At 54.1% G+C, this 11,787-nt stretch carries 14 protein-coding genes; 6 read left to right on the forward strand and 8 right to left on the reverse strand.

What is annotated here, in order from left to right:
- Window positions 1-49: 49 nt before the first annotated feature.
- From FAP39_RS15305 to FAP39_RS15330, 6 genes are all read right to left on the reverse strand, one after another.
- A complete protein-coding gene (locus FAP39_RS15305) occupies window positions 50-1,069 on the reverse strand; it encodes an AraC family transcriptional regulator (RefSeq protein ID WP_138017259.1) in 1,020 nt (339 codons plus the stop codon).
- Window positions 1,070-1,270: 201 nt separating this feature from the next.
- The gene (locus FAP39_RS15310; RefSeq protein WP_138017260.1) at window positions 1,271-2,197 is read right to left on the reverse strand and encodes a hypothetical protein; all 927 of its coding nucleotides are present in this window, start codon (window positions 2,195-2,197) and stop codon (window positions 1,271-1,273) included.
- A gap of 6 nt (window positions 2,198-2,203) precedes the next feature.
- Window positions 2,204-3,517 (reverse strand): TRAP transporter large permease, encoded by a 1,314-nt coding sequence (locus FAP39_RS15315; RefSeq protein ID WP_138017261.1) that lies wholly within the window; start codon window positions 3,515-3,517, stop codon window positions 2,204-2,206.
- The gene (locus tag FAP39_RS15320) at window positions 3,514-4,227 is read right to left on the reverse strand and encodes a TRAP transporter small permease (RefSeq protein ID WP_138017262.1); all 714 of its coding nucleotides are present in this window, start codon (window positions 4,225-4,227) and stop codon (window positions 3,514-3,516) included. Before FAP39_RS15320 ends, FAP39_RS15315 begins: the two co-directional genes overlap by 4 nt.
- A gap of 61 nt (window positions 4,228-4,288) precedes the next feature.
- Entirely contained in the window at window positions 4,289-5,230 is a 942-nt protein-coding gene (locus FAP39_RS15325) for a TRAP transporter substrate-binding protein (protein ID WP_138017274.1), read from the reverse strand.
- A gap of 86 nt (window positions 5,231-5,316) precedes the next feature.
- A complete protein-coding gene (locus tag FAP39_RS15330; protein WP_138017263.1) occupies window positions 5,317-6,564 on the reverse strand; it encodes an NAD(P)/FAD-dependent oxidoreductase in 1,248 nt (415 codons plus the stop codon).
- Between the two features lie 104 nt (window positions 6,565-6,668).
- On the opposite strand from FAP39_RS15330, the gene FAP39_RS15335 reads away from it, so the two are divergent.
- Together FAP39_RS15335 and FAP39_RS15340 are read left to right on the forward strand one after the other, a co-directional pair.
- Window positions 6,669-7,589 carry a LysR family transcriptional regulator gene (locus FAP39_RS15335; protein ID WP_138017264.1) on the forward strand — a complete coding sequence of 307 codons (921 nt, stop codon included), beginning with the start codon at window positions 6,669-6,671 and terminating at the stop codon, window positions 7,587-7,589.
- An 8-nt stretch (window positions 7,590-7,597) separates the two neighbouring features.
- On the forward strand, window positions 7,598-8,284 hold the full coding sequence (locus FAP39_RS15340; RefSeq protein WP_138017265.1) for an aspartate/glutamate racemase family protein: 687 nt from the start codon (window positions 7,598-7,600) through the stop codon (window positions 8,282-8,284).
- A gap of 57 nt (window positions 8,285-8,341) precedes the next feature.
- On the opposite strand, the gene FAP39_RS15345 is transcribed toward FAP39_RS15340, so the two are convergent.
- The gene (locus FAP39_RS15345; protein ID WP_212743434.1) at window positions 8,342-9,076 is read right to left on the reverse strand and encodes a helix-turn-helix transcriptional regulator; all 735 of its coding nucleotides are present in this window, start codon (window positions 9,074-9,076) and stop codon (window positions 8,342-8,344) included.
- A gap of 116 nt (window positions 9,077-9,192) precedes the next feature.
- Between FAP39_RS15345 and FAP39_RS15350 the strand changes: the two genes are divergently transcribed.
- The gene (locus tag FAP39_RS15350; protein ID WP_138017266.1) at window positions 9,193-9,549 is read left to right on the forward strand and encodes a VOC family protein; all 357 of its coding nucleotides are present in this window, start codon (window positions 9,193-9,195) and stop codon (window positions 9,547-9,549) included.
- A gap of 159 nt (window positions 9,550-9,708) precedes the next feature.
- Here the strand turns inward: FAP39_RS15350 and FAP39_RS15355 are convergent, their stop codons facing one another.
- Entirely contained in the window at window positions 9,709-10,257 is a 549-nt protein-coding gene (locus FAP39_RS15355) for a YaeQ family protein (protein WP_138017267.1), read from the reverse strand.
- Between the two features lie 146 nt (window positions 10,258-10,403).
- On the opposite strand from FAP39_RS15355, the gene FAP39_RS15360 reads away from it, so the two are divergent.
- From FAP39_RS15360 to FAP39_RS15370, 3 genes are all read left to right on the forward strand, one after another.
- Window positions 10,404-10,673, forward strand: a complete 270-nt coding sequence (locus FAP39_RS15360; protein ID WP_138017268.1) for a hypothetical protein — start codon at window positions 10,404-10,406, stop codon at window positions 10,671-10,673.
- A gap of 10 nt (window positions 10,674-10,683) precedes the next feature.
- On the forward strand, window positions 10,684-11,145 hold the full coding sequence (locus tag FAP39_RS15365) for a phage holin family protein (RefSeq protein ID WP_138017269.1): 462 nt from the start codon (window positions 10,684-10,686) through the stop codon (window positions 11,143-11,145).
- A gap of 82 nt (window positions 11,146-11,227) precedes the next feature.
- Window positions 11,228-11,749: an AI-2E family transporter gene (locus tag FAP39_RS15370; protein ID WP_138017270.1), complete on the forward strand. Its 522-nt coding sequence runs from the start codon at window positions 11,228-11,230 to the stop codon at window positions 11,747-11,749.
- Window positions 11,750-11,787: the final 38 nt, after the last annotated feature.

Genomic DNA, 11,787 nt, shown 5'->3' on the forward strand with positions numbered 1-11,787 from the left:
AGGCTGGCGCCAGCTTCGGCTGGCGTCTTTTCCCAGAAAACTGATCACACTAGGCAGCAGCAATAAGTCCCTGCCCCTTGCGCACCTTGAGAGGAGAGCGCCCAAACCAGCGGCGAAAGGCTTGGTTGAATGCGGTTTGATCTGAATATCCGACGGCCAATGCCAGCTCTGCAAACGGAAGATTGGTCTGCTGCACCAGAGAAAGCGATTTACGGCGCCGCTCGGTATCCAGTATTTCGCGGAAACTGACGCCAAACTGTTTAAGACGGCGTTGCAAGCTGCGTGGTTGCATCTGAAGAGATGCCGCGACCTTGTCCTGAGACACAACACCCAAAGATAGTTGGCGCATGACTTCCAGCCGCACCGCCTCGGGAAAGTTGTTGCGATGCTCTGCGGTGACCTCGGCAAAATATCGACGGATAATCGGATGAAATGCGACGTCTGTTTTGTTGATTTTCTGATCAAGTACCGATCTGTCAAATTCAAAGGCACAGCGTTCTGCGCCATATGTCACCCGCACCCCAAGCTCACGCGACAATGAATCCAATCGAGACACCGGTGCCGCATGAGGGACCGATGCAGAGACCAATTTCACCGGGTGCTCGGCAAGACATTGCAGGGTGATGCGGCTATTGCAGAGTGTAGCTTCGCGAAACTGACGGCACGGTGTTCCCTCTGTGCGGACATCAAATACGAATTCGGCCAGATTGCTCTGCGGATGTTCAATGAGCGACACACTCGCCCCGTTTGAGTGGATAAACATGTTGCGAATGATGGCATTTGACGCCGCCCGCACGGTTGTTTCCATCCGCACCGCAAGTGAAATCACACCAAGGCTTTCCAGCGCAAAGTACCGAGAGCGCTGAACGCCTAAATCCGGGATATCCCAGCGCGCAGCGCATTCTTCTAAAAACGCGATCGCATGTAGAAATTCCACTTCGGTTTCTTTTGCGCGAAAAATTCCGGCGCCAAAGCCGTATTTGTCTAACAGAGGGGTGATTTCCTGCCCATGCTTTTGCGCAATATCGTCTAAACCTTCCAAAGCAGACGCTCTGATATACATGCCCATAAAAAATGCGGACCTTTCAAAATGCGTATAATATACCCTAAGCGTATCAAATTCTTGCGCCACGCCAAGGGGCTATCTTGGGAAATTCGCAAGACCCAAACACAATACAGAAAGATGTCCGTGATCGATCACACTGTGCAACCCGCGTAATCGCCAGAAAAATGCGCCCTTTTGGCGTGCTGTGCCGGTCCGGTTGAGGTCTTAGGTTCGGTTGCCCAGAAGCGGGCGCATGACGATTGGCGTCAGATACATGGGAAACTGATAGCACCCCAGAAACAAAAGGAACTCGTCAGTATTGGTTGCGCTCGAGGCAACGAGGAAAAGTGCGACATTGCGATTTCCCGCGACCAGAGCCATCGGTCCGGCGCTTTGTTCAAATCCAAGTCGGCGCAAACCCGTATACGCAAGTACCTGCAACCCAAGGTTTGCAGCCAGTGCGATACACATCCATTTTGCAAGCATCCAAGGCGCTGACGAAATGGCGGGGGTAACGGCACTCATCAATCCAACGACGATCACAGCCAGCGCCAGTGAGGTTAGACCGTCAAGTGCCCGAACTTCTGACATACGCATTTCGGGCTGGCACCGTGCACGAAGAAAGAACGCAACAGCAACCGTTACACTGATTGAAAGCCCAAGGCGCAATGCGGCATAGATGGCGTCCGAGAGATTTCCAAGCGCCGGTGATGCCCAAAATATGGGAAAGATTGTGAGCGGCAGGATAAATGTGCCAAGGATGAGCAACCGAAAGGCTGGCTCGGGGGCCTGACCGATCATAACCGCCATATTCGGGCTCGCGGTCACCGAGGGCGCCGAAAGCATCAGCGTCAGCGCAATCGCAACAGGGCTCTGAGCCATGCCAAAGCACGCAAACAACGCGATACAGACCAATGGCAACGCCAGCTGGTACACCAAAACAACCCCAAGCGTGCTTAGGATGTGGTTCAGCCCATCCAATGCCGCAGGCAGCCCAACGCGATACGCCGTGAGGAACAGCAGCACCAGCACCAGCTCGCTTAGCCAAGGACGAAGCGCGACTGCGACGCCCGGCAACACAAGGCCCGCAACCAGCCCTGCCACAAGGACAAACCGCCCATAGCGTGCAAAGACCCCCAGTGCGGTAAGCATCTCGGCCTAGCCGCCCGGACCTTGGCGAATATTGTCCGGCAGCCATGTGGCCAGCTCGGGCCAGATCACGAGGATCACCACCATCAGCAGCATGAGACCAACCATCGGGATCGCTGTCTTGGCGATATACCCGATCTCGTGGCGGGTCATGCCCTGAAGAACAAAAAGGTTAAATCCGATGGGCGGGGTGACTTGTGCGGTTTCGATGACCACAACAAGGAAAATGCCGAACCAGATCACATCAATACCTGCCGCGCGGATCATCGGTTCAACAATCGCCATTGTGAGGACCACCGACGAAAGACCGTCCATGAACATGCCGAGGATCAAGTAGAAGACCGTCAATACGGCAATAAGCGCCACCGGTGACAGATTATAGCTTTCGATCAGTTCGGCCAGCGCACGCGGCAACCCCGTAAAGCCCATAGACAGCGACAAGAACGCAGCCCCCATCAGAATAAAGGCGATCATCGCCGAGGTTTTTGTGGCCCCCATCAAGCTGTCTCTAAAAGTTCCCCAGTCAAGCGAGCCTTGCATGGCCGACAGCGCAAGCGCACCCACCACCCCAACAGCCGCAGCTTCGGTGGCCGTGGCATAGCCAAGGTACATCGAGCCGATCACCACAAAGACAAGTCCGAAAAGCGGCAGCAAAAAACGGCTTTCGGCAAGGCGTTTGCCCATTGGCATCGGGGGTTCCGGCTCTGGGCGTTGGTCTTTGCACACAAAGTGCCAGCCAATGATATAGAGCATAAACAGCCCGGCCAGCACGAGCCCGGGAAATACGCCCGCCATGAACAGCTTGGTGATACTTTCGTTAATCGTGACACCATAGACGATCAGCGTCAGCGACGGCGGAATCATCAGGCCCAACGTCGCAGCCCCTGCCAAAGTGCCGATAATCATATATTCGGGATAGCCGCGTTTGCGCAGCTCGGGGATCGACATTTTCCCAACCATGTTCAGGGTCGCCGCCGAAGATCCAGACACGGCCGCGAAAATCGTGCACCCTGCGATATTGGTGTGCAACAGACCCCCGGGCAAAAACCGCATCCATGGTGCCAGTCCGCGGAACATGTCTTGGGATAATCGCGTTCGATATAAAATCTCGCCCATCCAGATAAACAGCGGCAACGCCGTCAGGGTCCAGCTTGAGGCGCCTGTCCAGATTGTGGTGATCATCGCATCACCTGCAGGACGTGTCGTGAACAGCTCCATGCCGACCCACGCCACCCCCATCAGCGCAAGCCCGATCCACACTGAGCCGCCCAATAGCGCGAAGAGAACCAATAGGAAAATTGCGGTGGTATAAAGTTCGCTCATTCCAAAACCTCCCCGTGAATCTGGCTCTCGCGAAGCGCGAGCAGCCGTGTGAGATAATCCCAAATGGCGACGGCCAAAAGCACGGTCCCGATCGACATTGGCAGCTGTGGTAGCCAAACAGGGGTATAGACCCACTCAGACCCCGTATCGGCCCACATTTCCCCCCATTTGGCGGGCGAGTTGACGAACATCGACAGGAACGTCAGCATCCATTCGGGGACAAAATCCTGTCCTTGCGTGCGGTCGTTGAGCATCTCGGACATGATGTTGGTCTTGATCGCATACCGCGCAAAATATGTGGCTGTTATCGCGGCGACAAACATCGCCACCCCATCAAGCCAGAACTTGGTGTGCGCATTCAGATTCAGCAAAACCGACACACGAATATGCCCGCCCTGCGTGAGCGTGTATGCCAGTGCGAAAAAAGACGTCGCGGCCATCGCATAGCCTGCGTACTCGGTCGATCCGGGGAATGTGAGGCTGGACCAGCGCGCAATCATTTGGCCAATAATCAATAGCAAAATCAGCACCATAAAGCACGCAGCCAAGGCGCCAGCAGCCCGATATACCTTATCAAGACCTCTCCAGACAGGAGACAATAGTGCCGCCGCCTTTGGGCCCTGCCAAAGGCAGTAGAGCGCCAAAAGCGCAGGAAACACAAAGAGCCATACCCATAAGGGGAGCCCCAAAAATGATTGCCAATCTCGCATCGAAACTCCCCTGAAATCAGTGTGGGAGCGGCCGTTCTTGGGTCAGGCCGCTCCCTTTGGATTAGTTGGCGTTGTACGCATCAAGAATAGCTTGACCATCCTCGCCCACGTCCGCCAGCCAGTCCGCTGTCATCTTTGCACCAATGGTTTCAAGTTCAGCAAGGAACTCGGGACCTGCGTCTTCGACCTTCATGCCGTTGGCTTCCAGTTGCTCAAAATACCAGCTTGCCAGCTCTGATGACTTTGTCGCGCATGCGGCACCTGTTTCATCGGCCGCCTTCTGAACATTGGCTTGCATGTCCGCACTCAGCCCTTCCCAGACGCCTTTGTTGACCATGACATAGTTACGCGGGAGCCATGCGTTCACCTTGTAATAATGGGTCAGGTTTTCCCATACTTTACGGTCATAGCCTGTCGAACCCGACGAAATAAAAGACTCGGCGACACCGGTGGCCAATGCTTGGCTCAGTTCCGCGGCCTCAACCTGAACGGGGATCATCCCGAGTTCTTCAGCAAATGTTGCCGTCGCTGTGTTGTACGAGCGGAACTTCACGCCTTGGGTGTCCTTTGACGAGCGGACTTCTTTTTTGAAATAGAACCCCTGCCCCGGCCATGGGCACGTATAGAGCGCCACAAGGTTCAGATCGGACAGCTGTGCATTCACCTTGTCTTTGGCCGCGGCCCAAAGTTTGTCATTTGCTTCATACGTGGTTGCGATGAACGGCAGGTTATCCCACCCCAAGAGCGGTGCCTCATTGGCATGTGCGGACATAAAGCGCTCGCCGATGGGGGCTTGGCCTGTCTGGACGGCGCGTTTGATCTCGCCACCTTTAAACAGCGACCCACCCGGATGAACCGTAATATCAATTTCGCCACCGGTATAATCGCGCACCTTGTCCGCAAAGACGACGCCCATTTCCGAATGGAAGTTCGTCGCAGCATAGGCCATCGGCATGTCCCATTGCTCGGCCAAAGCGGTCGTTCCTGCAAATGCCACTGCCATTGTAATGGCGGTTGTGCTCAATGTCTTGTTTCGTAGTTTCATTGGTCTCTCCCTGAGTTATTGTTTTTTGGTTTTGGTTTTGGTTATTAATCCGCCGAAAAGCGCATTGGCTCAAAGGGGCGGATGTCGTTGTTTGAATGGTTTCCCGAAATAATATCCGCAACAAGGCGGCCGGTTTTTGGTCCACCGGTCAAGCCGATGTGGTGATGCCCAAAGGCCGTGAAAACACCGCTGTCGCGCAGCTCGCCGATCAATGGCAGGCTGTCAGATGGTGCGGGGCGATACCCCAGCCATTCTTCATCACTTTCGGCAGTAAGATCAGGAAACATGTCTTGCGCTTTGCGGCGCAAAAGCTTCAGCGGCGCTTTTGAACGCGTTTCGGTGAGCCCGCCAAACTCGACAACACCCGCACAGCGCACGCCATGTTCCATCGGTGTGGCGACAAATTTTCCTGCCGTCAGCATCATCGGGTTGTTGGGTTTGAGGTTCGGCCCCTTGAACATAATGTGATACCCGCGCTCGGCCTCAAGCGGCACATTCAGTCCCAGCTTTTGCATGAGCGGCTTGGACCAAACCCCTGAGGACACAACCGCTTTGTCACAGTGGATACGGCCTACGTTGGTGTCTACCGCGCTGATCTGCCCGCCGCCCAACTCAAAGTCCTGAACGTCGGCCTGAATGAACTTGCCCCCCATCTCTTCGAGAAGGCTCACCAAATCTCCGACGTACGCCGCCGGGTTGAGAATAAAACCATGATTTTTCAGCACCGCCAAAAGCTGCGTTTTGCGACCCAAGATTGGTTCCGCCTCTTGAACGGCCCCGCCTTCGATAAACGTGGGATCAAAGCCCGCCTCACGGCGCAACTCCCAAGCAAAGGCATCTGCGTCAAACGCTCTGCGATCAGGGTATGCAAAGCTATAGTCGCTCTCTTGGACCCATTTCGCGGCGTTGGTGCCTGCGGTCAAAGCCTGATGTTGTTCAAGGCTGTCACCTATGATTGTCGTCAGGCCTTGGCTGATCCTGCGCGTATCTGCTTCGTTCGCATGTGACATGTATTTCACCAGCCACGGCACCAGTTTTGGCAAATACCCCCAACGCAGAAACAGCGGGAAGTTTGGGTCGGCCAAATACGCCGGACTTTTCCCAAGCAGGCCAGGCCCCGTAACGGGCACCACAGAGCAGCTCGCCAGAATGCCACCGTTTCCGTAAGACGCCCCCATGCCCGGCACACCCTTGTCCAGAAGCGTGACATCATACCCTGCTCGGCGCAGCCAGATGGCTGAAGACGCACCGACAATCCCGGCGCCAATGACAACAATATGCTCTGAAGCCATGAAACAGCTTTCTCCCAAAGTTGAGGTTCAGTGTGGCAGCGGCTATGTATCATTTCCAATACTAAATATTCGCAACCATATAACAATAAGTGATACACTGCGGAATGCGACTTCGGTTCAGACAGCTTCAAGCCTTTCATGCCATTATTGAAACGGGCACCGTCACCGGTGCCGCCGAGTCCTTGGGCATCTCACAACCAGGAATATCAAACCTGTTGGCCCAACTAGAGAGACAAACGGGACTGACGCTTTTTGAACGCCTCCATGGTCGGCTTGTCCCAACACCCGAGGCAGAGCTGATGCACCGTGAGATCGACACAGTGGTGCGCGGGATCGACCACGTCACTCAGACTGTGTTTGATCTGCAAAACAAGCAGGCTGGCCAACTGCAGATTGCCTCGCAGCACTCGATGTCCTTCGGTTTTGTGCCTAAACTCATTGCCGGGTTTGCACACTCTAGACCCGATATGAATATTTCATTCCAGTCGCAGTATAGCTCGAAAATTCAAGAGTGGGTGCTTTCGGGTCTCTTCGAGATTGGCATATGCGAGATGCCAATGCTCTATGACACATTGCAATATTACCCGTTGCATGTGGAAACGCGCATTGCATTGCACAAAGATAACCCTTTGCAAAAGCACAAATTTTTGACGCCAGAGCTGTTGAAAGACGAACCGTTTCTTGTGATGGGGCCCGACCACATTACACAGCGTCGGCTGCGCGAGGCGTTTGAAAACGCAAACATTCCCATCAAATCGCGGGTGCATTCACATCTCTTCAAAAACCTGCTCGCCTTTGTAAAGGAAGGCATGGGGGTTGCGCTGCTTGATCGATTTGGATTGGAGTTCGACTATGATGACCGCTTTGTGGTCCGACGCTTTGAGCCGACAATCATGATGGACATGGCCGTGATCACGTCAGCGACACGGCCGCTCTCTCAACTGGGCAAAGAATTCTTGGCGTTGCTCTTAAGCGAGTTGCAACCCTACAATATCGACGCCAAGCCCATCGTGCTGGCCAAATAGGAGACACCATGGAACGTGCAGCGGTCGGCATATTGATGTTGGAAACAAATTTCCCACGCCCGCTGGGGGATATTGGCCACGCACACACATGGGATTTTCCGGTCCACATGCGCGCGGTTGGTGGGGCAAGTGCGCAAAAGGTTGTCCACCAAGACCCTCGGGCGCTGTTTGATGCATTTGTTCAGGTTGGTCGCGCATTGGTCGCCCAAGGATGTACGGGGCTAACAACGTCCTGCGGATTTCTGTCGCTTATGCAAGATGACCTGAAAGACGCCCTGGGGGTTCCTTTTGCTAGTTCGTCTTTGATGCAGATCCCGATGATCGAGGCGATGTTGCCAGCAAATCAGCAAGTTGGCGTTTTGACGATCTCCAAAGAAAGCTTGAGTGCCGCACATTTGCACGCGGCAGGCGCGCGTGATGACGTCCCCGTCGAGGGGTTGCCGCGTGACGGGGCCTTTGCCACCGCAATATTTGAAGATTTGCCCGAGATGGACGTCACCGCGTGCCATGCAGAAATGTGCGAGATGGCCCAGCGACTTGTATCCAAGCACGAGACGGTCGGCGCGATCGTCCTCGAATGCACCAACATGGCCCCTTATGCCGCTGACATTGCAGAGATAACCGGGCGCCCGGTCTATTCGATTGTCAGCTTTCTCAACTGGTTTCAGGCGGGTTTGGCGCCCCCCCGGTTCTAAGAACCCAGCGCCCATTTTCGAGGTCCCGTGACCAGCTACGACATATCTGACGTGCCATCACATTGACAGATCATTGTCGACAAACGAGGCTCTGAATTCTTCTTTTGGCAACAGCGGGAAGCGCGCTCCTGTCATGTTTGCAGCAAGTATCCGATCACACCGGAAGGTTCGGGGCGCCTTCCTGAGATGGTCAAAGCACACAACATACCAAATCGGATATTTCAGCAGAAGATAATGCGGTTCGACATCCCGTTCTGATACGTCGCCATCCTCTCTTTGGTATCGGATTGCCAAGACCTCCTGAGCTACAAACGCCTGATGCAAGGCCTGTACAACCCGTTTCGGAGGTGTGTTGGCACTGGCCTGAACATAGGTTGACGCGGTGACACCAATCATGATGCGCGACTGAAGCCGGTCCACCTGTTTGCGTTTCTCTGGCGAAAATGAGGCCACCAGTTGCCGGCGAACTGACCCCAAACTGGCCAAGAACAAAGGCGAATTCATTTGCTCTGCAACCGCGATGCTAATGAGCAGATCAACCGCTTCGGGATATGCCAAATTCATCCTGCCCACGCCCCAATTCTGGTCAAGACGCACGCCTCCACCGCGTCCGCGATCGGCATCGATCTGCATCCCTTGTTCCCGCATGAGAGCAATATCGCGCGCAATCGTACGCGCGCTGACACCGTGCTCGATCGCAAGATCTTTGACCGTGCAATGCGTGTCTTGCTTGAGCTGAACCGCCAACATGTCCATGCGTCTTAGTCTGTCATTCACATTTGAGCGTGCCATGAAACAAATAGGACATAAATTGTCATATTAATCAATATGAGTGCGCGAGAACACATACCAATCAAAAACATCCACCCAATTATTATGGGCGAAATATGCTTACAGGAGAGCATGCTATGAAAATGAACTACTTTGTGGTCGGCACAAATGACTTGGGCGCGTCAAACGCATTCTACAGCGCTTTGTTTGAACAGTGGGGCCTGACATGCGCGTCACCATCCGACAGAATGACGTATTGGCTCGGCGAAGATTTTGCCTTTGCCACAGCGATCCCCTTTGACACAAAACCAGCCAGCAATGGCAATGGCACCATGGTTGGGTTTTGTGTGGGAACCCAGGATGAGGTCAGACGTCTGCACGCCCTTGCCATTGACCTTGGCGGCACGTGCGAGGGTGCCCCGCATCAGCGCGGGCCAAAGTTTTCAGCATATGTACGTGATCTTGATAAAAACAAACTGTGTTTTTCTGATTAGCGTTGTCCGATCATCAGGCGTCCGCCCCGAACTGACCCACAGGCCAAATTACGGACGCCTGCCAATATGGCAGTTCTCAGGTCGGCCGCGTCCCCGACCTCGACTGCGACGGGTCAATGTGCCCTCAGCTCTTGGCAGAATATGCCTGCCCGTCACCCATCACTGATCGGTGTTTTTCCATGTCTCTGGGGTGACGTACACGATACCATCATCGACACTGACCATGACCTCGCCGTCCTGAACATTGACCTGCACCTTCATCGAGCGCGCGGCGAGTTCGGCGAGATCGCGGGTGTTTGACTCTGAAAAATTCACCACCTGAAGATTGTTGAACCGCGTGGTGCTGTTTTTGATCTTTTCCCACCACATCTCGGCGGTTCGGCCGCCGTAACAGTACACAATCACTTTGCCAGCTTTGCCACAGGACTGACGCACAATTTTCTCGCTGGGAAGCCCCAACGCCACCCACAAATCAAGCTCGCCACTCAGGCTTTTTTGCCAAATGTCCGGCTCGTCGTCCGTCGAAAGCCCCTTGGTCATCTCCAGTTGCTCGTGCGCGTTCAGTGCAAAAGCCAGAATACGCACCATCAGCCGTTCATCGGTTTCCGAAGGATGTTTGGCGACGGTCAACTTATGGACTTCGTAATAGTGCCGATCCATATCGGACACCGACAGTTCCACTTTATAAATGGTTGATTTTTGCGCCATGATTTTTCCAAACTTGCAAAGTTATGGATGCCTAATGCGTAGGGCCAACATGTGAAAGCAGATAAAGCCACGTTCGGGCAGTAGATTGCTTTGCGGGTGCTCTGTGGATAGCGTGGAGCCAGAGACATTCGGGAGACTCGCACGACATGGCCACCAAAGCACAGTTAGAAGCCGAACTTGCCGAACTCCGGCAACAACTGGCAGACCGGACACCTAACGATCCCCTACCTGACCAAGAGTCTTCTGAAACAGACACAACACCACACCAGGCGCAAGACGGTGATGATGTCGAACCGGATTTTGACACTCAGGTTGGCGAATTGCTGGCCGCTTTCGACGATATCCCAGCCAAGAAACCGCTTCTTCTTGCGCTTGGTGTTTTTGCTTTGGGCTATATGATTGGCCGCTCTCGTTAGGATGAATGACATGAACCGCATAACCAGAAATATCTCTATTGTTCTAAGATCCGAGCGCCTGATCGCCCAACGCCATCTCGCTGTACTGAGGCGGCAAACCGGCCTGATGGCGGCTGCCGGGATCGCCGGCGGAGTGGGCTTGATCATGCTGAACGCCTCAGCCTATCTAGCGCTTTCACAATCGATGTCTCAGCCCGTTGCAGCCCTGATTGTGGCGCTGGTGAATCTGGGGTTGGCCGCCTTGCTGATATCTCTCGCGGGGAAATCAAATGCTGACGCAGAAACGGCTCCAGTGGCCGAGGTACGTGACATGGCATTAGAAGATCTCGAGGCAGAACTCCGCGTCGCCGCGACAGAAGCCAAAGAAGCAACTGATGCGCTCAAGAAAATGGCGCATGATCCACTTGGCGCACTGGCGCCCGGGCTTGCGGGCACCGTGGTCAAGGCTGTGATGAAAAACATGAAAAGCTGATCAGGTCACGCCCGACCAAAACAATGCGTGCGTGTGAAGAACGGCAATAATTGGCAGGTTTGGGGCGGAAAAGGATTTCAATATGGTACAGGACATGGACAAAACCAGCCAGCCAAAGACTACGCTCGCCCTGTCTTCCATGCCTCGGGCGGCATTGTATTCGACATTAACCGTCGCCCTTCTCGTGTCGGTGGTTTTCTTGCATGTGGTGCAAAGCTTTCTGATCGCACTGTGTCTTGCTGGAATCTGTGCAATTCTGGCAAAACCGCTCTTTGATAAACTGCATCATCTGGTTGGGGGGCGAGACGGGATCGCCAGTGGATTGACGCTGTTGATCTGCATTCTGGCGGTGATCGCGCCGCTGATTTTCATTTTCTATCAAGCTGCGGCACAGGCCGTCGAAGTGTTCAACGACTCTGATGAATTTCTGGAAACCCTTTCACAAGATGTTCATGACCTGCGCGACGGGACCCTACAGATTCCGGATTGGATACCATTCGATAAAGACCTCGAACTTGCTGGGCCGCAATTATACGAAAAGACAAACGATCTTTTGAAATCTCTGGCATCCTTTTTTGCATCATCTCTTTCGGATCTGACATGAAGTGGTCCTGCTTTTTAGGACAGGTTTGCGGCTTGGCT

The organism is Shimia litoralis (genome assembly GCF_005518135.1).
Classification (GTDB): Bacteria; Pseudomonadota; Alphaproteobacteria; order Rhodobacterales; family Rhodobacteraceae; genus Shimia_E; species Shimia_E litoralis.

Excerpts from the sequence above, each read along its gene's own strand:
- FAP39_RS15340 (WP_138017265.1), top strand. The coding sequence starts at position 7,598 with ATGGAACGTGCAGCGGTCGGCATATTGATGTTGGAAACAAATTTCCCA.
- FAP39_RS15310 (WP_138017260.1), bottom strand. The coding sequence starts at position 2,197 with ATGCTTACCGCACTGGGGGTCTTTGCACGCTATGGGCGGTTTGTCCTT.
- FAP39_RS15345 (WP_212743434.1), bottom strand. The coding sequence starts at position 9,076 with ATGGCACGCTCAAATGTGAATGACAGACTAAGACGCATGGACATGTTG.
- FAP39_RS15350 (WP_138017266.1), top strand. The coding sequence starts at position 9,193 with ATGAAAATGAACTACTTTGTGGTCGGCACAAATGACTTGGGCGCGTCA.
- FAP39_RS15335 (WP_138017264.1), top strand. The coding sequence starts at position 6,669 with ATGCGACTTCGGTTCAGACAGCTTCAAGCCTTTCATGCCATTATTGAA.
- FAP39_RS15355 (WP_138017267.1), bottom strand. The coding sequence starts at position 10,257 with ATGGCGCAAAAATCAACCATTTATAAAGTGGAACTGTCGGTGTCCGAT.
- FAP39_RS15360 (WP_138017268.1), top strand. The coding sequence starts at position 10,404 with ATGGCCACCAAAGCACAGTTAGAAGCCGAACTTGCCGAACTCCGGCAA.
- FAP39_RS15305 (WP_138017259.1), bottom strand. The coding sequence starts at position 1,069 with ATGGGCATGTATATCAGAGCGTCTGCTTTGGAAGGTTTAGACGATATT.
- FAP39_RS15330 (WP_138017263.1), bottom strand. The coding sequence starts at position 6,564 with ATGGCTTCAGAGCATATTGTTGTCATTGGCGCCGGGATTGTCGGTGCG.
- FAP39_RS15315 (WP_138017261.1), bottom strand. The coding sequence starts at position 3,517 with ATGAGCGAACTTTATACCACCGCAATTTTCCTATTGGTTCTCTTCGCG.
- FAP39_RS15365 (WP_138017269.1), top strand. The coding sequence starts at position 10,684 with ATGAACCGCATAACCAGAAATATCTCTATTGTTCTAAGATCCGAGCGC.
- FAP39_RS15320 (WP_138017262.1), bottom strand. The coding sequence starts at position 4,227 with ATGCGAGATTGGCAATCATTTTTGGGGCTCCCCTTATGGGTATGGCTC.
- FAP39_RS15370 (WP_138017270.1), top strand. The coding sequence starts at position 11,228 with ATGGTACAGGACATGGACAAAACCAGCCAGCCAAAGACTACGCTCGCC.
- FAP39_RS15325 (WP_138017274.1), bottom strand. The coding sequence starts at position 5,230 with ATGGCAGTGGCATTTGCAGGAACGACCGCTTTGGCCGAGCAATGGGAC.